The organism is Bacteroidales bacterium (assembly GCA_029210725.1).
In the GTDB taxonomy this organism is placed as follows: domain Bacteria; phylum Bacteroidota; class Bacteroidia; order Bacteroidales.
This window is the reverse complement of record JARGFM010000011.1, coordinates 12,390-32,691: the sequence shown is the minus strand read 5'-3', so window position 1 is coordinate 32,691 and position 20,302 is coordinate 12,390. Positions and strand designations below refer to the sequence as shown.

Sequence of the window (20,302 nt, the reverse complement as noted above, 5' to 3'; positions counted from 1 at the left end):
CATGTATATAGGAGCTATTATCGGATATCTGAGCTGGCCATTTATGATCCTGGTCTCTTACCTGGCGGTACGCTGGGCACTGAGACATTTTGAGAAACGTGCAAACTCAGGAGGGGAGCGGTGAGAAGGCATGTTCCCAACCTGATCACCCTGCTTAACCTGGCCTGCGGCAGTCTGGCCATTTTACTCACATTCGAAGGGCAATGGCGCTGGGCCGTTTACCTGGTGCTGGCTGCTTCGGTGTTCGATTTCCTGGACGGTCTTGCGGCCCGTTTGCTCAAGGCCGGCAGTCGCACCGGGAAGCAGCTCGACTCTCTGGCCGATATGATCTCCTTCGGACTGCTTCCGGGGGTTTTTATCTATACCCTTTTTAAGAACCTGTTCCTGAACCTGCCGGCAGAGGCGGGGCCCTTTTATAACAGCCTGCAGTGGGTGGTTCTGGCTTCAGTCCTGCTGGTGCCGGCCTTATCTGCCATCCGGCTGGCCCGCTTTAACACGGAAGCGGACGAGGGAACATTTTTTTTCGGGCTTCCCACCCCGGCTCATACCCTGTTCTGGACCGGAATATTCTGGCAGTTTATGCAGAGTGGAACCATTTTCGGGACCCCCCTCAACCTTTTTTTTATGTGGACCATCATGTTCATCATGGCCTTTCATATGATCCTGCCTGTCCCCATGTACAGCCTGAAGTTCGAGCATATGCGCCTGAGAGGGAATCTGATCCGCTACCTGCTGCTGCTGCTGGCACTGTTGATCCTGATCTTCACCGGATGGGGAGGGCTCTCCCTGGTGATCCTGGTCTATATTCTTCTTTCTCTGCTGAACCTTTTACTTGTCCGGAGGGTTGTATAAGCATGACTTATGATAACAGGGCTTTTGCCCGCAGCTTAAGCCAGTTTAACTCGGGATATTGTGCGGAAGTTCCATCCATGGAGTTGTCGCAGCAGTTTCTGGAAAACCTGGTCCATGCGCTCTTTCCCATAAGGCGGAATTGTGCGGTCGATGAAGACCATATAGCCATTGAGCTGGATCGCTCTGCCGTAAAGCTGAGGGAGCTGCTCTACTCCATTCGCAAAACGCTCGATCGTCCGCCTGCCGGGCTGGCGGATGATTTCTTATCCAGGGTGCCGGAAGCTTTTGAGCAGCTGGCCTGCGATGCTGTTACTGTCACCAAACTGGATCCTGCTGCCAGCTGTGTGGAGGAGGTTATTCTTTGCTATCCCGGTTTTTATGCCATTACCGTGTACCGGATGGCCCATATCCTGTACGACTTAAAAGTCCCGGTCCTTCCCCGGATTTTGTCTGAATATGCCCATGAAAAAACAGGGATCGATATTCACCCGGGGGCACAGATCGAGTCGCCGTTTTTCATAGACCATGGCACGGGGATTGTGATCGGTGAGACGGCCCGGATTGGAAAGGAGGTAAGTATTTACCAGGGAGTTACCCTGGGTGCCCTGAGCGTGGAGCGTTCCATGGCGAATACAAAACGGCATCCCACCATTGAGGACCATGTGGTGATTTATGCCGGGAGTACCATCCTGGGGGGAGACACAGTGATCGGGCACCATACCGTGGTGGGTGGGAATACCTGGATTACCGAGTGCATTCCTCCCCATTCGGTCGTGTACCGGAACCACCGGGTGCTGGTGAAAGACAGAAAGGATTTCAAGCCACCCATTGATTTTGTCATTTAAATATTCACTTGTGAAATACAATCATATTCTGGAGAGTGTGGGGAACACCCCGCATGTACGAATCAACAAACTATTTCCCGGAGCCGGCAATATCTGGATGAAACTGGAGCGGAGCAATCCGGGTGGAAGCATCAAGGATCGTATCGCCCTGGCAATGGTCAGGGATGCCGAGGAGCGTGGAGTTCTTAAAAGTGGCAGCACCCTGGTGGAGCCCACATCCGGGAATACAGGCATAGGCCTGGCCATGGTGGCCGCTGTAAAGGGTTACAGGGTCATTCTGGTGATGTCCGAATCCATGTCCGTGGAGAGGCGGAACATCCTGAGGGCCTATGGAGCTGAAATTGTGCTTACCCCGCGTGAGCTGGGCATGAAGGGTTCCATAAAAAAGGCAGAGGAACTGGCCGGGGAGATCGAAGGTGCATGGATCCCTTCCCAGTTTGACAATCCCTCCAATCCTTCGATTCATGAGGCAACCACCGCGCGGGAGATCCTGGATGATTTTCCGGGCGGCATTGACTACCTGGTTACCGGTGTGGGAACCGGTGGTCATATCTCCGGAGTCTCCAGGATCCTGAAACAAAACATGCCGGGGATCCGGGTATTTGCTGTGGAGCCGGCCGATTCACCGGTGATCAGCGGGGGGGAAGCAGGGCCCCATGCCCTTATGGGAATCGGGGCGGGGTTTCTTCCCGAAAACCTGGATATGAGCCAGATAGACGGGACTTTTCAGATAAAGAAAGCGGAAGCCTACGAATATGCGAGACGCTCGGCCAGAGAGGAGGGGATCTTTGTCGGGATATCGACAGGCGCATCGCTGGCAGCAGTCTCAAAGCTTCTGGAAAAGACTGGAAATATGGCAGGTATTCTCACTTTTAATTACGATAGCGGCGAAAGATATCTTTCCGTAAACGATCTCTTTTAACAGGATTTATTACATTTATTTGAAATTTTCAATTTAGTCAGCTATGGATGGGTCTTTGAAAATAGCTGTGGACTTTGATGGTACCATTGTGGAGCACAGGTATCCGGAGATAGGGAAGGAGATCATGTTTGCCATTCAGACTCTGAGAGCCTTGCAGGAGCAGGGGCACCAGCTGATTCTTTGGACCTACCGTTCGGGCAAGGAACTGGAGGATGCCGTTGATTATTGCCGCAGGAACGGGATCGAATTTTATGCCGTTAATGCCAGTTATCCCGAAGAGGAGTTTGATGAAGACTATGACAGCAGAAAGATCGATGTTGATCTTTTTATTGACGACCGGAACATTGGAGGGCTTCCTTCCTGGGGCGAGATTTACCAGATGATCAATCCACATGAAAAACCGAGCCTGGAGGAGGAGTTAAAGAGCCTGACTGACAAGAAACGGCCACTTCTTAAAAAGATACTGGGCTGGTAAACGGGGACGAATGATGAGAATTCCGGGATTACTTCTGCTGAGTTTGTTTTTTTTCACTGCCCGCTCCTGCAGTTCCGGGAACGGAAGCACGGAACGGATTCCGGTTTCGCCGGCGAATCCGGATAAAATCACCAGGCTGTTGGAGCCTTCCGCTCCCTTAAGTATCCCTGTGGGAGAGGAAATCCGGGTCGTCCTGGTCATTCCCGACACGGTCCGGGTCGATTCTGTCAACGTCTACCTCGGAGGGAAGCTGAAAAGAAGCATTCATGCATCTGCGGAGGAGCCCGTCAGGGGATCCTTTGAATTCCTGCTTCCCGGCGAAGGGGAGAATACGGGAAAATCCGGACTCCGCCTGAGGCTCTTTTTTGCAGACGGGCGGAGCGAAAACCACAGCAGCCAGCTCACCTTTCTTTCCAATGTGAAACCCCGGGAATACACTTACCAGGTAGTGTCTGCTTATCCCCACGATGTAAGCGCTTACACCCAGGGACTGGAATACGTGGACGGGGTCCTTTACGAAGGAACCGGAAATTACGGTACCTCATCGCTGCGGCGCGTCTCTCTGGAGACGGGTGAAGTGACCAGGATCAGGAACCTGGATCAGTCTCTCTTTGGGGAGGGAATAAGCGTACTGGGTGACCGGATTTACCAGCTGACCTATAAATCACAGGTTGGTTTTATCTATGACAGGGCCACTTTTGAGGAAATTCAAAAGGTATATTACCAGAACAGGGAGGGATGGGGCCTCACCAATAACGGGCAGGAACTGATCATGAGTGACGGAACCAATGTGATCTATTTTCTTGATCCGGAGATGTTTACCATTAAGAGGCAAATTGAGGTTTATCATGACCAGGGCCCTGCCTCCAGCCTGAATGAACTGGAGTACATCGATGGGAAGATCTGGGCCAACCGTTACTTCACCGATGAAATTGTCATTATTGACCCGCAAACGGGCAGGGTGGAGGGAAGGATCAACCTGAAAGGGATCCTGAAGGCCACCGACAGGAAACCCGATACCGATGTGCTTAATGGAATTGCCTGGGACCGCGAAGGGGACAGAATCTTTGTAACAGGGAAGCGTTGGCCCCTGTTATTTGAGATCAGAATCATAGAATCAGGCACTTAGTTCTCCGGAAATCACCCGGACGCTCCTGGGGATAATCTGGAAACTGACCGGTCCGTGTCCCAGCGATTCACCATCCGTTTCCACCTTCAGCAGGGCCGAATCTGCAATCTGCACGGTTTTGGCCATATAGGTCTCCACCTTGGAATGCCTGGTAATATTTCCGTTGTAGAGTTTCTTCATGTTGGCAATCACATTCAGTTTACCCATTTTTTTAATCAGGGTGATGCTGTACAGCCCATCATCGGCTATGGCATGGGGAACCTGGATCATTCCTCCCCCGTTGTACTTGCCGATTCCCACGTTCAGGGAGAAGATCTTGCGGTTGTAGCTTATTCCGTCTATCTCAATAACCGCTTTTTTGGACCTGTATTTAATGAGACTGTAAAAGATGTTATAGAAGTAGAGCATGGTTCCGTTTCTCCCCTGCTCTTTCATGCGGTTGGTCCGTTCCACCACGCGCGCCCCGAAACCAAGCCCGGCAATATTGATGAAATAACGCTTCCACTCCTTCCCGTTCTTCTGGTAGTTGACCAGACCGGCGTCCTGGATAAAGGTTTTCTGCTGCTTGATGGTCCTGACGGCCCCTTCATAATCGGACGGGATATTGAAGGTTCTGGCCCAGTCGTTTCCGGTTCCCACAGAGATCATGCCCAGCATCACCTCGGTGGTATGGATTCGCTTCTGGGCAAACACCCCGTTAATCACTTCGTTCATGGTTCCGTCGCCGCCCACCACGATGATCCTGGAATAACCCTCATTGATTTTATTCCGGGCAATAATGGAAGCGTGCAGCCTTCTGTCCGTGAAGTAGGGTTCGTACTGAATGCCTTCTTTTTGAAGAATTTGTGCAATGGAGGGCCAGTCTTTTTTGGTCTTTCCACCGCCTGCTGCCACATTTATAATGGCGATCCAGTTTGATTTATTCATATGCCAGCTCTTGTTGCGTTAAAGATAAGTATTTACGGAGTTATCAATGAAATTTGTTGAAAAGCTGTTTATAAATGAAAAATTAATGTTTACAATAACGAAAAGGCTTAAATTACCGGGGGACTCTAAAATAGTAAATTTGAAGCCCGTTTTAATTCCAGTTAAATTTAAAGAAAAAGGCCGATGGGTAAAGTAATTGCGATAGCAAATCAGAAGGGAGGCGTTGGGAAAACGACGACAGCAATTAACCTGGGAGCGAGCCTGGCGGTGCTGGAGAGAAGAGTATTGATCATTGATGCGGACCCGCAGGCCAATGCCACTTCCGGCACTGGTTTTGATACAAAAAAGGTGAAGACCAGCATCTATGAATGTCTGATTGAGGATGCCGATCCCAGAAAAATTATCCTGAACAGTGAAATCAGTAATCTGGATCTGATTCCCTCACACATTGATCTGGTGGGCGCGGAGATTGAGATGCTGAATATGAATGAGCGGGAATATATGCTTAAGAAGGTCATTGATCAGGTGCGTGATAATTACGACTATATCCTGGTCGACTGTTCTCCTTCTCTGGGCTTGATTACGGTGAACGCCCTCACGGCTGCCGATTCGGTGATTCTGCCTGTTCAGTGTGAGTATTTTGCACTGGAAGGTCTGGGCAAGCTGCTGAATACCATTAATATTATTCAGCGGGGTCTGAATCCCGACCTGGAGATTGAAGGCTTCCTGCTCACCATGTACGATGCAAGGCTCCGGCTCTCCAACCAGGTGGTGGACGAGGTGCGTAAACACTTTCAGCAGATGGTTTTTGAAACCATCATACAACGTAATATTAAACTCAGTGAAGCACCCAGCTTCGGAAAGCCTGCAGTTCTGTATGATGCCGAATCAAGGGGTGCTGTCAGTCACCTGAACCTGGCCAGGGAGATTCTTCAGAAGAATGAAGAGACCTTGTTGAAGCAGGAAGAAAAAGTAATGGACTAACATATAACTGATGGCAAAAAAGAATGCTTTAGGAAGAGGATTGGGAGCATTGATTGATGTAGGCGAGGAGCAGCAGGATCGCAGTCTGTTGCATTCCCCTTCCGCGGTCAATGAAATACTTATAAAAAATATTTCAGTCAATCCTTTCCAGCCCCGAACCTCCTTTGATGAAGAGTCCCTGAACGAACTGGTGATGTCAGTGGAGGAGCATGGGATCATCCAGCCTATTACCGTCCGAAGGACTGCTGACAACAGCTACCAGCTGATCAGTGGAGAACGTCGTATACGGGCTGCTGAAAAGGCAGGGCTTAAACGGGTCCCCGCTTTTGTCAGGGAAGCCGGCGATGAGCATATGCTGGAACTGGCCCTGGTCGAGAATATACAGCGGGAGGACCTGGATGCCATTGAGGTGGCTGTTTCATACCAGCGTCTTATCGAGGAGTTTGACCTCACCCAGGAAGCACTGGGCGACCGGGTGGGGAAGAAGCGGGCCACCATCACCAACTACCTGCGTTTACTTAATCTGCCCGTAGAGATACAGAACGGGATACGTGAGAAGAAAATTACCATGGGTCATGCCCGGGCGCTTGTCGGGATCGAAGATCCGGATTACCAGGTGGAGGTATTCAGTAAAATTCTCTCCCAGGACCTGTCGGTACGACAGGTGGAGAGTCTGGCCAGAAAATCGAAGGCCAACGGGGATCCGTCTGAGCTTTCCCGGGAGGACTCACGCTCCGATTACGAAGACCTCAGGGAACACCTTTCCCATCACTTTGGAGCGACCATTGAATTTATGCGCAGCAATAAAGGGAGTGGCCGGATCGTTATTCCATTTAAATCGGACGAGGACCTGCAACGGATAGTCAGCATCCTCGACAAACCGGGTAAATGAACAAATTCACGGTAGCGGTGCTTCTTTGTTTCTTTACGACGCTTTCGGCGACCGGCCAGGAGAGTGATACGGTTTTTCACAGCCAGCATCCGGACAGCCTTCAGGTGCTTCAGCATCCGGATTCTGTTTTTCGTTTCGCAGAGGAGAATTTTCTTTTACCCGATTCCCTGATGACAGAACCGGTTAAGGTCAAGTCTCCGTCCAGGGCCCTGATGCTGGCCCTGGTACTCCCCGGACTGGGACAGGCCTATAACGGAAAATACTGGAAAATGCCCATTGTCTGGGCTGCACTTGGGGGTGTCGGGTATGCAGCAGTTTACAACACCAGGGAATACGAGCAGGCCACCATCGACTATATCCTGGAGGAGAGCAGCTTGAATGAACAGAAACTGGAGTACTGGAAAAGAAACATGGAATACAGCTATATCATTGCCATCGCGGTCTATGGACTTCAGATCCTGGATGCCTATGTGGATGCCCATCTCTACAGCTGGAACGTAAATGACAATCTTTCACTGGGTATCTCCCCATCGATCCGGCCCATGATGGATCCCAATGGGTTTAATGGTCTATCGGGGGGACTTTCATGCAGCATAAATTTTAAAGGCAGATGAGAAGGCAGAGCTTTCTATACTTAAGCGGAGTTGCGACCCTGCTGGGCTCGCTTATTTTCAGCGCCCGCCTGTTGTCCCAGGAAGTCCCTGACAGCCTGGAGGCCTTTTCCCACCTTACAGACACAACCATCCGGGATTCTTTTTCCATGGAGGGGGAGATCGAGCTCCGCACCGGGGCCAACCTGGATAGTCTGCTTAATCTGTGGTATGTGAACCAGTCGCTCGAAGCTGCCACCGACGACTACCTGGCCGAAGCGGATACCCTGATTCCCGATTTCAGCGACTCGGTATACATGCAGCGGCTTGCTGAGATTCCCTCGTTGATAGACCTTAGCTACAACAGAATCGTCCGGAATTACATCCATGTATATTCCCGAAAGAGGCGCGAACAGGTGAGGGTCATGCTGGGGCTTTCGGAATACTATTTCCCTCTTTTTGAAGAGATCTTCGACCTCTACGGGATCCCCTATGAGATCAAGTATCTTGCGGTCATCGAGTCGGCCCTCAATCCCAGGGCAGTTTCCAGGGTCGGTGCTGTAGGGACCTGGCAGTTTATGTACAGTACCGGGAAACATTACGGGCTCACTATCAATTCGCTGGTCGACGAACGCCGCGATCCCGTGGCTGCCACCCATGCTGCAGCCAGGTTTCTGGCTGACCTCTATGAAATCTATCACGACTGGACCCTGGCGCTGGCAGCCTATAACTGCGGGCCGGGCAATGTAAACAAGGCCATAAGAAGATCAGGGGGGCGCAGGAACTTCTGGGACATTTATTACTACCTGCCGAGGGAGACCCGGGGTTATGTTCCCGCCTATATTGCAGCTGCCTACACCATGAATTATTACGAAGAACACCTCATCAGCAGGGCGCCGCTCACCCTTCCCCGGGTGACCGATACCCTGATGGTGTATGAGCCGGTACATCTCAGTCAGGTGGCCGAGGTCCTGCATATTCCCATGGCCTTGCTGCGCGATCTCAATCCCCAGTACAGGCAGGATATCGTGCCGGGCACCGCCAGACAGGGTTATGCCATCACCATTCCGCAGGAGCAGGTCGCTGCCTTTATCGACCTGCAGGACAGTATTTTCTCCCACAAGGATTCCATCTTTTTCGATCCCGCTAAGAAAGTGGCTTCCCCTCAGCGATACTCGTCGGCCTACCAGGTCGATCTGCCCCCGGACAAGTACACGAAGCTTATATACACGGTCAAATCGGGTGATAATGTGGGATACATTGCCGACTGGTACGACGTAAAGTCTTCCGACCTGCGTTACTGGAACAACATCAGCCGCAACCTGATCCGGGTGGGACAAAAGCTTGTTATCTATAAACCCAGGGGCAGCTCGGCCCCTTACGAAGAGCTTAATTCCATGAGTTTTGCAGAGAAACAGAGCTTTGCCGGGCGCAGGCTTCCGTCGGAAACAACAAGTTCGGCCGGCGCTGAGTCCGGCAGCGTTTCCGGCACTGCGGATTCCGGAGAGTATATCACCTACAGGGTCCGGGAGGGCGATTCCATGTGGGAGATCGCCCGGAAGTATCCGGGGGTAAGCGAGACCGATATCACCAGGCTCAACAACATAGCCAATTCCTCAAAAATCAAATCCGGACAGCTCCTGAAGATTAAGCCTAAAGGGTAATTGTTATATTTGTGTATGAAGCCGTTGCGGATCTTCCTGTTTTTTGTGGCTGTTCTGTTAATGCTTCTCCTGTTGGCCCTCCTTTTTCCCGAACAGGGGATCGGTGTTGGCAGCAATTTCAGGCTTTCCTTTGCGACTCTTTCTGATCTGAGCCGGAAGGATACTGCCCGGACCCCTGTGGAACTTGAAGCTTTGCTTGCAGGTTCATCGCTGAGCGAAGATCCGGAATCTGATCCCGGGATGGAACTTTCCCCGGGGACCGGGAGTGCAAACGAGGCCCTTATCCCGGTGGGAATGCCGGCCAATTTGGACAGCCTTAAAAAAAGTGTTTACCGGATCCTGTTTACCGAAGGGGGTTCCACGCTCCTCCACCCCTTTTTCAGGAACCTGAAGGGCCTGGCCTCGGGGAATCAGCAGCATACCAGGATTCTCCATTTCGGCGATTCGCAGATTGAAAGCGACCGGATGACCGCACTGATCAGGTACCGCATGCAGAAGCGTTTTGGAGGTACCGGAATCGGCCTGGTGCAGGCCATTCCGCTCTATTCGGCTAACCTGGCCTACCAGCAGGAGGAGTCGGGCCAGTGGCTGCGCTATACCTATTATGGGAAGCGCGACAGCACCATATCGCATCATTCTTATGGAATCATGGGGGCCTTTGCATCGGTACCCCTGCCCGGGGAGGAGTGGCCCGGGCTCCATTACCGCTTTAATACCGCCTGCAGAGGGGGCAGGGTCAGGCGGATCCGGGTGTTTATGCACTCCTATGTGGACAGTGCTGCGGTGGTTTTCCGGGCAAATGATCAGTTTTCCGATACCCTGGCCGGACTTCCGGATGGATTCAGTGTGGCCGATTTCCGGCACCCGGAGGATTTGCAGGATGTCCGCATCTCTTTCAGGCTGCCGGAAGGAGGGAGGATCTACGGGATCTCATTGGAGTCGGACGGCGGATTGCAGATGGACAATATTGCCATGAGGGGAGGATCCGGACTGATCTTTACCAGAATGAACAGGGCTACCCAGCAGAACATGCTGGATCACCTGTCGCCCGGACTGATCCTTCTGCAGTACGGGGGCAATGTGGTCCCTTATATGAATGCGAAGTATTACCGCAGAGCCTTTATGAGACAGCTTCAGTTTTTTAAGGAGACCTGTCCGCAAACCCCTGTGATCGTCATTGGACCGGCCGACATGTCGGTTCGTGCCGATGGCCGTTTTACCACCTATCCGGGACTGGAGGCCATCAGGGATGCGCTCCGGGAAGCAGCCCTGGAGAGTGGGGCCGGATTCTGGGACCTTTATGAGGCCATGGGAGGAAAGAACTCCATGGCCTCTTTTGTGAATGCCGATCCGCCCCTGGCATCCACCGATTATGTGCATTTTACCGGTCTGGGCGTCAACCTGGTGGCTGAGATGTTTTACAATGCCCTGATTCTGGAGTTAAACGAATTCGAAATCCAAAATTCCGGCCGGTGATCCAGGTGCTGTCCGATATATTCCTGTTTCATCCGGAAAAGCCGCTTATCTTCACCAGACTCTTTTTCTGGGGATTTTACCTGGTGGTGTTGCTGGTTTATTCAGTGATATACCGCCAGCGGGCAGCCCGGAACGTTTTTCTTTTTGCGGCCAGTCTCTTTTTCTACTGGAAGACCTCCGGACTCTTTTTTCTGATCCTGGTCTTCTCCACGGTATCGGATTACTATCTGGGCATGCTGATCCATCATGCCGGAAAACGGGGATGGAAAAAATTCGGGGTGATCATGAGTGTGTTTGTGAACCTGTTTTTGCTCTCCTATTTCAAATATACCTACCTCTTTGTGGATACGGTGAACAGGCTTTTTCATCTCCAGCTGGAGGTGGTCAACCACCTGGCGTCCTGGTCCAACCAACTTTCCGGGACCCATTTTGATGTGTCGGTCATCCTGCTTCCCGTGGGAATCTCCTTCTATACCTTCCAGACCATCTCCTATACGGTGGATATCTACCGGGGGAAGGTCGATCCCGTCAGGCACCTGCTCGATTTCGGATTCTATGTATCCTTTTTTCCCCAGCTGGTGGCCGGCCCCATCGTCAGGGCTTCGGAGTTTATTCCCCAACTCTATAAGCGGTACAGCCTCTCCATGCAGGAGTTTGGCTTTGCCCTTTTCCTGATCCTGAAGGGGCTTTTTAAAAAAATGTTTATCGGGGACTATATAGCCCTCAATTTTGTGGACCGCGTTTTTGCTAATCCCACCGGATTCTCCGGTTTTGAGAATCTCTCGGCCTTGTTTGGCTATTCGCTGCAGGTCTATGTCGATTTTTCAGGCTACACCGATATTGCCATCGGCGTGGCCCTGCTGCTTGGTTTTCGTTTGCCCAAGAATTTTAACGCTCCTTACAAGGCCACCAGTGTGGGGAATTTCTGGAAACGCTGGCACATCTCTCTGTCCAGCTGGCTGAAGGACTACCTCTATATTCCCCTGGGAGGTAACCGCAGGGGGAGGATTTTAACCGATGTAAACCTGATGATCACCATGTTGCTGGGGGGACTCTGGCACGGGGCCAGCTGGCAATTTATGGTCTGGGGCGGACTCAATGGGGTGGGACTGATCGTCTATAAGCTCTGGAAAAGAGTCTCGCCCTACGAAAAAAGCAAACACTGGGCCGTGCGTTTCTGGAAGATATTCAACACCTTTGTGTTTATCACCTTTACCCGGATCTGGTTCCGCTCCGAGTCCATGGAGAAGGCCAATCAACTGATTCACCAGGTGCTTCATGAATTTAATGCCCGGATCATTCCGGAAGTCATATGGAGCTACCGGCTGGTTTTCGGGGTGATGGTCCTGGGTTATTTCACACACTGGGTACCGGAGCGGTGGAAACTGAACCTGCTCAACGGCTTTATCCGGACCCCTCTGTGGGCCAAGGTGCTGATTACGGTCCTGGTGGTGTTTGTGATATACCAGTCATGGTCGGCCGACCTGCAGCCCTTTATTTACTTTCAGTTCTAGGAGCCTACAGGCCTTTATCTGCTTTCAGCTTCAGGGACTTCCGGCTACCTGGAGATGGGCATGGCAAAGTTGATCACATCTTTGGCGGTGATCTCCTTCTCACACAGGATAATCAGTCGCTCGAGCACATTTCGGAACTCCCTGATATTCCCGGTCCAGTTGATCTTCTGCAATTCTTTAATGGCATCCTCCCTGATTACTTTGGGAGAGTTGCCATACTCTTCGGCGATTAGCTGATTAAAATGCTCGGCCAGCAGGGGGATATCTTCCAGCCGTTCGTTCAGGGTGGGTACCTGGATCAGGATCACGCTGAGTCTGTGATAGAGGTCTTCGCGGAACCTGTTTTTTTCTATCTCTGTTTTCAGATTCTTGTTGGTGGCTGCCACGATGCGCACATTCACATGGATGTCCTTGTCAGAGCCCACCCGGGTGATCTTATTCTCCTGAAGGGCCCTCAGCACCTTGGCCTGGGCGGAGAGGCTCATATCGCCAATCTCATCCAGAAAAATGGTGCCTCCGTCGGCCTGTTCAAATTTACCTTTGCGCTGCTTTATGGCAGAGGTAAAGGCCCCTTTCTCGTGGCCAAATAGTTCACTTTCAATCAGTTCGGAAGGGATCGCCGCACAGTTTACTTCAATAAACGGAGCAGAGGCACGGTTGCTGTTATCATGCAGGAAGCGGGCGACCAGCTCCTTGCCAGTTCCGTTTGAACCGGTAATCAGGACCCTGGCATCGGTAGGGGCCACCTTCCGGATAATGTCCCGGACCTGCTGAATGGCTGAGGATTCACCCACCATATCGAAGCCCTTGCCCGCTTTCCGCTTCAATACCTTTGTTTCCGTGATCAGACTCGATTTATCCAGGGCATTGCGTATGGTGATCAGCAGGCGATTCAGGTCCAGGGGCTTTTCAATAAAATCATAGGCCCCCTTTTTAATGGCCTCCACCGCATTATCAATGTTTCCATGACCGGAGATCATAATGACCTGGGCATCACCTTCCTCTTCAAAGATCTTCTCCAGCACTTCCAGTCCGTCCATTTCCGGCATCTTGATATCGCACAGGACGATATCAAAGTGCCCCTTTCGGTAAAGCTCCAGCCCCTCTGCTCCGTGTTCGGCAAGCTCAACCCTGAATTTTTCATATTCCAGAATTTCCTTCAGGGTATTCCGGATACTTCTCTCGTCGTCTATTACCAGGATATTTACCATATATAATTATTTCGATTCAGAAGCCTGCCAGCTCGGAGATGACACCCTCTTTTAATGCAAATTCCGAGTGGTGAAGGTTTTTGATCTGGCAGGAACGTATTACAAAACTAACAAAAATTGTGGCGGCTACGATCATTTCCACCCTCACGGCTTCCATGCCGGGCATGGTCCTGCGCTCCGCCAGGGTGGAGGACAGCAGGCGGCGGTGAAGTTTATGGTACTCTTTCATGGAGATTTCTCTTCCGTGGAACTCATCTTTTTCCTGTCCCAGGTGAAAGCGGATCAGTTCATGAAAGGTATCAAAGGAACCTGAGGCCCCGATCAGAGTTTCCGGCCCGATGCTTCTGACCACATCCAGCAGGGGAGACAGCTCCTGCCTGAAATAGGATTCCAGGGCCCGGATCTCCTCCGGCCGGATGGGATCCGAAAACGCAAACAGCTCCAGGAGCCTGGCCATGCCCAGTTCGAAACTGCGTTTCCAGAGAATCCCCTCCCTGTTACAAATGATAAACTCATTACTTCCTCCCCCGATATCGAGAATCATCACATAGTCTTCAGTCAGAGGGACCGCTTGCCGGACCCCTTTATAGATCAGTTCTGCTTCCCGTTCCCCGGGGATGATCCGGACCCTGAAACCAAATCTTCGGTATACCTCTTCGGTAAACTCCTCCCCGTTGGCTGCATTCCGGATGGCGGAAGTGGCAAAAGCGCGGATCTCATCCACCGGATAACGGGCTATGTTCTCCATATGGTTCTGTATGGCCACAAAGCCCCGCTCACAGGCATCCGGAGTAATCCGGTTGATCTGGATCCCTCCTTTTCCCAGCTTTACCGGTTGCTTGCTGCTGTGCAGGATATGAAAACTGCGGTCCTTTCGTTCAGCGATCAGCAGGTTAAAGGTGTTGGTTCCAAAATCCAGGATGGCTGTGATCATGAGCTATACCTTAACCATTTCCAGATCTCTTTGTAGCTGTTTTTCTTTCCGTACATCAGGATCCCTGTACGGTACACCTTTCCGGCCACCCAGGTCATTCCGATGAATGTGGCTACCAGCAGGGTGCCGGAGACCGCAACCTGCCACCAGGGGACCCCGAAGGGGATCCGCACCATCATGACCACCGGCGAGGTAAAGGGGATGATGCTAAACCAGAAGGACAGGGCGTTATCCGGATTATTGATGGCGCTGATCATCACATAAAGGCCCAGGATCAGGGGAAGGATCACCGGAAAGATCAGTTGCTGGGTATCAGTCTCGTTATCGACGGCCGATCCGATTACCGCAAACATGGCTGCGTAGAGCAGGTAGCCGAAAATAAAGTAGAAAAGGAAGGATCCGATCATTACCCCGGCATGGATCGACTGCAGCGATACGAATATCTCCTGAAGCATATCTTCACCGGCCAAACTCTCCGGGCTCTCCATGCCAGGGGCCTGGACTTCTGTTCCCTGGTCAAAGAGACCAGAGCTCACTACCTGCTCGGTCGGGGTCCGGTTGAGCTCCGGGAAGAAAGCTGCTTTCAGTCCGGTGACCAGGGCAGCCGAAAATATCATCCAGATGAGGAACTGGGTCAGTCCGGTGAGCCCCACTCCAATGATTTTACCCATCATCAGCTGGAAGGGTTTTACCGAGCTGACGATCACCTCTATAATGCGGCTCACTTTTTCTTCGATCACTCCCCGCATGACCTGCGAGCCGAAGAAAAAGATAAAGAAAAAGATCAGCATGCCCCCCAGGTAACCGATGGCCATGATCACCCCGGTGTTGCTCTCCTGGGTCTCCCCGTCCTTGGTCCACTTGATGTTTCTGACGTTGATATTGGTTTCCACCTCCGCCAGGATCTTCTCAATATCGCTGATCTCATGCTGCGCCAGCTTCAGATGTTCAATCTCGCTCTCCATGGAGCGCTCCAGGTATTCCGATATCTCCAGGGAGGTCTGTTTGGTCGAGTAGATCAGGGATGATTCTGAAGCCAGTATATTGGAGGGGATAAAGAGCAGGCCATAATAGCCGGACTCCTCAAAAGTCTCCCTGAAAATTTCAATGGGAATACCCTCCACTACCTGGAATTTAAGGGTTTCGGTTCCCGGGATGGTAAAAACGGGACCTTCCGCCTGCCGTTCGGTGAAAAGTCCGGAGTCGTCGATCACCACCATGGTCTTCTCTTCTTTATCCTCCAGGGTGGCAAAGTACATGGGGATCAGTATATAGGCAGCAAAGATCAGGGGTCCGAGTACGGACATGATAATAAAGGACTTCTTCCGGATACGGGTCAGGTACTCCCTCCGGATGATCAGACTGATTTTATTCATGACCGGCCTCCCTTCTAATGGTGTCATGGACCACCTGTATAAATATGTCATTCATACCCGGTAATATCTCGTTAAAGGCCTTAATCTCTGTGATATCGAGGAGATTCCTGATCAGCTTTCCCGAACCCTCTTCCTCATTCCTGATCCGGATAATGGCATTCTGTCCCATGCCGTTCTCTTCCACAGCCAGCAATTCGAAGCGGGGATCCAGGCCGCCGCTCAGCTGCTCCCTGCTTCCGGAGAAAGTGACCCGGTACTTATTGGACCGGTATCGCTCCCTGATCTCCGAGATTTCTCCCTGAAGCACCACTTCCGATTCGTTTATCAGGGTGATATGATCGCAGAGCTCCTCCACGGATGCCATGTTATGGGTGGAAAAAATGATCGTGGCTCCCTGCTCCTTCATTTGTAAAATCTCCTGCTTCAGCAGGTTCACATTGATCGGGTCGAAGCCGCTGAAGGGTTCATCAAAAATCAGGAGTCTGGGCTGGTGCAGGACCGTGGTGATGAATTGTACCTTCTGGGCCATTCCCTTGGAAAGCTCCTCCACCTTTTTGTCCCACCAGCTCTCCATCTCGAATTTCCGGAACCACAGCTTCAGCCGGTCCATGGCATCTTTCCTGGAGAGGCCCTTCAGTTGTGCCAGATAGAGGGCCTGTTCTCCGACCTTCATTTTTTTGTAGAGGCCCCGCTCCTCCGGCAGGTACCCGATCATGGGCCGGTGTTCCTGACCGATTGGGCTTCCCTCGAAAAGAATGCTGCCCTGGTCGGGTGCAGTAATCTGATTAATAATCCGGAGAAGGGTGGTCTTTCCGGCACCATTGGGTCCAAGCAAGCCATAGATGCTGCCTTCGGGGACCTCCATCGACACGTGGTTCAGTGCCCTGTGTCCGCTAAAGTCCTTGACAACTTTACTGGCTGATATCAGAGTCATTCAAAGAGATTTTTCATCCGGTTGAAAAAACCGTGTTCACTTTTATCGGGTCGGGGAGTAAAGGTATCCGATTGTTCCATTTTTTCAAAGAGCTTCTTCTCCTCTTTATCCAGTACTTTGGGGATCCAGACATTGATTTGTACCAGCAGATCGCCTCTTCCATACCCGTTAACCTCGGGCAGGCCTTTTCCCCGGAGCCGCAGGACCCTTCCCGGCTGGGTTCCGGCTTCGATCTTGATCTTGGCCCGTCCCTCTACCGTTGGGATTTCCACGGTGGATCCCAGGGTGGCCTGCGGGATACTCAGATAAAGAGGGTAGAGCAGATCGCTTCCATCCCGGGTAAGCTCCGGATGTTTTTCCTCATGGATCATCACCAGGAGGTCGCCGTTGACTCCACCCCGCCGGGCTGCATTGCCTTTCCCGCTCATCTTCACCTGCATGCCTTCAGCGACTCCCGCGGGGATATTGATCTTGATCACCTCATCCTTTTTCACTATCCCCTCGCCATAGCAGCTCTCGCACTTCTCGCTGATGGTGGTCCCTTCGCCATGACAGGTGGGACAGGTGGATGCGGTTTGCATTTGTCCCAGGAAGGTATTGGTTACCCGGGTTACCTGGCCGTTTCCGTGACAGGTAGGACAGGTGCTTTTGGCGGTACCGTGCTTGGCTCCCGACCCGTTACAGGCATCGCAGGAGACGTATTTTTTAACTTTTATCTTTTTCTCCACGCCGCTCGAAACCTCCTGCAGATTCAGATTTACCTTCACTCGCAGGTTGGATCCCTTGGTGACATGGCCACCCCTGGAACCTCCGCCAAAGCCGCCGAAGCCGCCAAAGCCGCCGAAACCCCCAAAGATATCCCCAAACTGGGAAAAGATATCCTCCATGGTCATTCCGCCTCCAAAACCTCCGGCCCCGCCGTTCTGGAAAGCAGCATGACCATACTGGTCATATTTTTGCCGTTTCTGTTCATCGGAGAGGACCTCATAGGCTTCAGCAGCCTCTTTGAACTTCTCTTCAGCCTCTTTGTCGCCCGGGTTTTTATCGGGATGATACTTGAGGGCCTGTTGCCGGTAAGCTTTCTTTATCTCGTCCTGGGCGGCATTTTTAGAAACGCCTAATATTTCGTAATAATCTCTTTTTCCCATCTTATTCCCCAATAACCACCTTTGAAAATCTCAGGACCCTGTCATTCAGATAATATCCTTTTTGAATGACATCCACCACTTTGCCTTTTAGCTTCTTTGAAGGGGCCGGTATCTTGGTAACTGCCTCGTGCAGGTCTGTGTCAAAATCCTTGTTGACAGCCTCTATCTCTTTAATTCCCTGTTGGTTCAGGAAACCATGGAACTTGCCGGAGATCAGCTTCATTCCCTCTTTAAGCGCTTCAATATCCCGGGCTTCATCCACCGAGAGCAGGGCCCTGTCAAAATCATCTGCAACAGGCAGTAAAGCCACCAGCAGGTTCTCGTTGGCGTTTTTCTGCAGGTCGATCTTCTCCTTCAGGGTTCTTTTTCGAAAGTTGTCATACTCGGCTGACAGCCTCAGGTAGCGATCCTGCAATTCTGCCAGTTTTTCTTCTGCCGTGGGCTCTTTTTGGGGCTCTTCCTGCTCTTCTTCTTCAGCCACTTCAGCTGTTTCTTCCTGCTCCAACTCCTTTTGAGACTCTTCCTGTTTCACGGGTTCCTCAACCTCGACCTTTTTATTCCGCTGGTTATCAGCTTTTTCAGACTTCCTTGCCATATTCGTATACGCTATTACAATTCAATAATTTGACCCTGATAGGTCAAATATTGAGCCAATGAGCTGGAATTGACATATTGTCAGATGCTCAGTGTTCGGGGATCAGGAACAGATAGCCCTTTCCAGGTCGGTGGTCGCTGTATGCGCTAATAAACAATCAGTTTTCCAATGATCCGGCCCGAATCGTGATAAATCCGGATAAAGTAGAGGCCCGGGGGCCGCTTGGTCAGATCGTACTCCTCGCGAATCAAATGGTAAGGAGGGAATACCTGCTTTATTACAGTTTTTCCCAGGGGATCCAGGATTTCCAGGATAAGCTCCTGTTCAAGCCCGGCCGCCATCTCCACCACAAATCTGCCTCCGGTCGGATTCGGATAAATCTTCATGAAGCCGGGCGATTGCAGATCCGAGATGCCCACACCCGATTCCGCTTCAACCGTGATGGTGAAGTTCTGGTCTGTGGCCATATCTCCATCTGTCACCCTCAGTGTCACAGAGTGATCACCCAGGTCTCCATAATCGGGGGTGCCGTGAAGAACTCCGGTCAGTTGATCAAAGCTAAGCCAGCCGGGCAACTGAGGAGCTGAGAAGCTCAGATTATCCTCGTCTGCATCCTCGGCTGTCACATAATAGACGTAGAGCCTTTTTTCCACGATGCTTGTATTGGGCGTGGAGGTAAATACCGGAGCAGTGTTTGGATTTTCGACCGTGATGCGGAAGGACTGATCGGCCGACACGGTTCCGTCGCTTACTCTTACCGTCACAGAGTGACGACCCAGATCTCCAACACGGGGGACCCCGCTGATTACATGGGTTGCAGGATAGAAAGTTAACCACCCGGGAAGTTCAGGGGCAGAATAGGTCAGGGCATCCCCGTCAATATCCTGAGCAATAATGGTATAAACATAGGAATCTCCCAGCACCACGGAGGTTGCCGGATCGGAAGTGAAGGTCGGGGAATGATTTCCGTCACCAACAGTAATGGTAAAGATCTGATCCGCATGGAGCAAACCATCAGACACCCGGATAGAAACAAATTGATCCCCTATATCTCCGTCTCCCGGTGTGGCACTCAGCACATGAGTGACCGGATCAAAGTCCAGCCATCCGGGGAGCACCCGCGCTGTGAAAGAGAGCTCATCGCCGTCCATATCCATGGCGCTAACCGTATAGGAATAAGCGCTTCCCGGCCGGGCTTCAAGAATGGGTGTGGAGGTAAAGACAGGGGGATCGTTAACATTCTCCACAACAATGGTGAAGGATTGTACCACATCTGCCGTTCCATCATTGATATTTATGGACACACTCTGATTCCCGACATGCTCATTAGCGGGGGTCCCGCTTAATACACGGCTTACAGGATCAAAGGTCAGCCAGAGGGGAAGCACAGGAGCGCTGAAAGTGAGTGTGTCTCCGTCCATATCCTCTGCCGTGGCGGTATAGGTGTACAGAGTTCCCTGCCGCCCCGTGGTGACCGGCACAGAGGTAAAGACGGGAAGGTCATTTGTGTTGGTAACGGTAATTACAAAGGAGGTATCGATGATTACCGTTCCATCGAAGATGGTAAGGGTAACATCATGATCGCCCACATCGTCATTGACAGGTGTTCCGCTCAGGATGTGTGTGGTATCATTGAAGAGTAACCAGGAAGGAAGCACAGGTGCTCTGAAAATAAGGCTGTCTCCATCGATGTCCAGGGCAGTGACTCCTGAAGAGTAGGGAGTATCTTCCAGGGCCGTGGTATCCGGAATGCTTGTAAAGACGGGGGCATCGTTGGCATTATACACATGAATCGTGAAAGTGGTGTCCACATCCACCGTTCCGTCATTTACCC

General features: G+C 51.6%; 20 protein-coding genes. 12 read left to right on the top strand and 8 right to left on the bottom strand.

Features of this window, described 5'->3' with window-relative positions:
* Position 1: 1 nt before the first annotated feature.
* Genes P1P86_07720 through P1P86_07695 form a run of 6 tightly spaced genes read left to right on the top strand, consistent with a single transcriptional unit; the run spans position 2 to position 4,223 of the window.
* Positions 2 to 124, top strand: coding sequence for a hypothetical protein (locus P1P86_07720; protein ID MDF1575061.1), 123 nt, complete (start codon positions 2 to 4; stop codon positions 122 to 124).
* On the top strand, positions 121 to 852 hold the full coding sequence (locus tag P1P86_07715; GenBank protein ID MDF1575060.1) for a CDP-alcohol phosphatidyltransferase family protein: 732 nt from the start codon (positions 121 to 123) through the stop codon (positions 850 to 852). Before P1P86_07720 ends, P1P86_07715 begins: the two co-directional genes overlap by 4 nt.
* A gap of 2 nt (positions 853 to 854) precedes the next feature.
* Positions 855 to 1,697 carry a serine O-acetyltransferase gene (locus tag P1P86_07710; GenBank protein MDF1575059.1) on the top strand — a complete coding sequence of 281 codons (843 nt, stop codon included), beginning with the start codon at positions 855 to 857 and terminating at the stop codon, positions 1,695 to 1,697.
* A 10-nt stretch (positions 1,698 to 1,707) separates the two neighbouring features.
* Entirely contained in the window at positions 1,708 to 2,619 is a 912-nt protein-coding gene (cysK, locus tag P1P86_07705) for a cysteine synthase A (protein MDF1575058.1), read from the top strand.
* Between the two features lie 55 nt (positions 2,620 to 2,674).
* A complete protein-coding gene (locus P1P86_07700) occupies positions 2,675 to 3,094 on the top strand; it encodes a hypothetical protein (protein MDF1575057.1) in 420 nt (139 codons plus the stop codon).
* A 10-nt stretch (positions 3,095 to 3,104) separates the two neighbouring features.
* A complete protein-coding gene (locus P1P86_07695; protein ID MDF1575056.1) occupies positions 3,105 to 4,223 on the top strand; it encodes a glutaminyl-peptide cyclotransferase in 1,119 nt (372 codons plus the stop codon).
* Here P1P86_07695 and P1P86_07690 read toward each other — a convergent pair.
* On the bottom strand, positions 4,212 to 5,150 hold the full coding sequence (locus P1P86_07690) for a diacylglycerol kinase family lipid kinase (GenBank protein MDF1575055.1): 939 nt from the start codon (positions 5,148 to 5,150) through the stop codon (positions 4,212 to 4,214). The genes P1P86_07695 and P1P86_07690 overlap by 12 nt on opposite strands.
* 183 nt (positions 5,151 to 5,333) lie before the next feature.
* Between P1P86_07690 and P1P86_07685 the strand changes: the two genes are divergently transcribed.
* From P1P86_07685 to P1P86_07660, 6 genes are read left to right on the top strand one after another with little or no spacing between them, the layout of a single operon-like run.
* Positions 5,334 to 6,134, top strand: coding sequence for an AAA family ATPase (locus P1P86_07685; protein ID MDF1575054.1), 801 nt, complete (start codon positions 5,334 to 5,336; stop codon positions 6,132 to 6,134).
* Positions 6,135 to 6,144: 10 nt separating this feature from the next.
* A complete protein-coding gene (locus P1P86_07680; protein MDF1575053.1) occupies positions 6,145 to 7,026 on the top strand; it encodes a ParB/RepB/Spo0J family partition protein in 882 nt (293 codons plus the stop codon).
* Entirely contained in the window at positions 7,023 to 7,640 is a 618-nt protein-coding gene (locus tag P1P86_07675; protein MDF1575052.1) for a DUF5683 domain-containing protein, read from the top strand. The genes P1P86_07680 and P1P86_07675 overlap by 4 nt, the downstream gene beginning before the upstream one ends.
* A complete protein-coding gene (locus tag P1P86_07670; GenBank protein MDF1575051.1) occupies positions 7,637 to 9,280 on the top strand; it encodes a transglycosylase SLT domain-containing protein in 1,644 nt (547 codons plus the stop codon). The genes P1P86_07675 and P1P86_07670 overlap by 4 nt, the downstream gene beginning before the upstream one ends.
* Positions 9,281 to 9,295: 15 nt before the next feature.
* Positions 9,296 to 10,756 (top strand): hypothetical protein, encoded by a 1,461-nt coding sequence (locus P1P86_07665; GenBank protein ID MDF1575050.1) that lies wholly within the window; start codon positions 9,296 to 9,298, stop codon positions 10,754 to 10,756.
* Positions 10,753 to 12,270: an MBOAT family protein gene (locus tag P1P86_07660; protein ID MDF1575049.1), complete on the top strand. Its 1,518-nt coding sequence runs from the start codon at positions 10,753 to 10,755 to the stop codon at positions 12,268 to 12,270. The genes P1P86_07665 and P1P86_07660 overlap by 4 nt, the downstream gene beginning before the upstream one ends.
* Positions 12,271 to 12,314: 44 nt before the next feature.
* On the opposite strand, the gene P1P86_07655 is transcribed toward P1P86_07660, so the two are convergent.
* The 7 genes from P1P86_07655 to P1P86_07625 form a co-directional block, all read right to left on the bottom strand.
* Complete coding sequence (locus P1P86_07655) at positions 12,315 to 13,481, bottom strand: sigma-54 dependent transcriptional regulator (GenBank protein ID MDF1575048.1); 1,167 nt, start codon at positions 13,479 to 13,481, stop codon at positions 12,315 to 12,317.
* A 16-nt stretch (positions 13,482 to 13,497) separates the two neighbouring features.
* The gene (locus P1P86_07650; GenBank protein ID MDF1575047.1) at positions 13,498 to 14,415 is read right to left on the bottom strand and encodes a hypothetical protein; all 918 of its coding nucleotides are present in this window, start codon (positions 14,413 to 14,415) and stop codon (positions 13,498 to 13,500) included.
* Positions 14,412 to 15,818: an ABC transporter permease gene (locus P1P86_07645; protein ID MDF1575046.1), complete on the bottom strand. Its 1,407-nt coding sequence runs from the start codon at positions 15,816 to 15,818 to the stop codon at positions 14,412 to 14,414. The genes P1P86_07650 and P1P86_07645 overlap by 4 nt, the downstream gene beginning before the upstream one ends.
* Entirely contained in the window at positions 15,784 to 16,725 is a 942-nt protein-coding gene (locus tag P1P86_07640) for an ATP-binding cassette domain-containing protein (GenBank protein MDF1575045.1), read from the bottom strand. Before P1P86_07640 ends, P1P86_07645 begins: the two co-directional genes overlap by 35 nt.
* Positions 16,722 to 17,873: a molecular chaperone DnaJ gene (dnaJ, locus tag P1P86_07635; GenBank protein MDF1575044.1), complete on the bottom strand. Its 1,152-nt coding sequence runs from the start codon at positions 17,871 to 17,873 to the stop codon at positions 16,722 to 16,724. The genes P1P86_07640 and dnaJ overlap by 4 nt, the downstream gene beginning before the upstream one ends.
* Position 17,874: 1 nt before the next feature.
* Positions 17,875 to 18,468 (bottom strand): nucleotide exchange factor GrpE, encoded by a 594-nt coding sequence (locus P1P86_07630; protein ID MDF1575043.1) that lies wholly within the window; start codon positions 18,466 to 18,468, stop codon positions 17,875 to 17,877.
* A gap of 146 nt (positions 18,469 to 18,614) precedes the next feature.
* On the bottom strand, positions 18,615 to 20,302 hold a 1,688-nt coding region (locus P1P86_07625), incomplete at its 5' end, for a putative Ig domain-containing protein (protein ID MDF1575042.1).

Excerpts from the sequence above, each read along its gene's own strand:
- P1P86_07720 (MDF1575061.1), top strand. The coding sequence starts at position 2 with ATGTATATAGGAGCTATTATCGGATATCTGAGCTGGCCATTTATGATC.
- P1P86_07710 (MDF1575059.1), top strand. The coding sequence starts at position 855 with ATGACTTATGATAACAGGGCTTTTGCCCGCAGCTTAAGCCAGTTTAAC.
- P1P86_07695 (MDF1575056.1), top strand. The coding sequence starts at position 3,105 with ATGATGAGAATTCCGGGATTACTTCTGCTGAGTTTGTTTTTTTTCACT.
- P1P86_07690 (MDF1575055.1), bottom strand. The coding sequence starts at position 5,150 with ATGAATAAATCAAACTGGATCGCCATTATAAATGTGGCAGCAGGCGGT.
- P1P86_07685 (MDF1575054.1), top strand. The coding sequence starts at position 5,334 with ATGGGTAAAGTAATTGCGATAGCAAATCAGAAGGGAGGCGTTGGGAAA.
- P1P86_07680 (MDF1575053.1), top strand. The coding sequence starts at position 6,145 with ATGGCAAAAAAGAATGCTTTAGGAAGAGGATTGGGAGCATTGATTGAT.
- P1P86_07675 (MDF1575052.1), top strand. The coding sequence starts at position 7,023 with ATGAACAAATTCACGGTAGCGGTGCTTCTTTGTTTCTTTACGACGCTT.
- P1P86_07670 (MDF1575051.1), top strand. The coding sequence starts at position 7,637 with ATGAGAAGGCAGAGCTTTCTATACTTAAGCGGAGTTGCGACCCTGCTG.
- P1P86_07665 (MDF1575050.1), top strand. The coding sequence starts at position 9,296 with ATGAAGCCGTTGCGGATCTTCCTGTTTTTTGTGGCTGTTCTGTTAATG.
- P1P86_07655 (MDF1575048.1), bottom strand. The coding sequence starts at position 13,481 with ATGGTAAATATCCTGGTAATAGACGACGAGAGAAGTATCCGGAATACC.
- P1P86_07650 (MDF1575047.1), bottom strand. The coding sequence starts at position 14,415 with ATGATCACAGCCATCCTGGATTTTGGAACCAACACCTTTAACCTGCTG.
- P1P86_07645 (MDF1575046.1), bottom strand. The coding sequence starts at position 15,818 with ATGACACCATTAGAAGGGAGGCCGGTCATGAATAAAATCAGTCTGATC.
- P1P86_07640 (MDF1575045.1), bottom strand. The coding sequence starts at position 16,725 with ATGACTCTGATATCAGCCAGTAAAGTTGTCAAGGACTTTAGCGGACAC.
- dnaJ (MDF1575044.1), bottom strand. The coding sequence starts at position 17,873 with ATGGGAAAAAGAGATTATTACGAAATATTAGGCGTTTCTAAAAATGCC.
- P1P86_07630 (MDF1575043.1), bottom strand. The coding sequence starts at position 18,468 with ATGGCAAGGAAGTCTGAAAAAGCTGATAACCAGCGGAATAAAAAGGTC.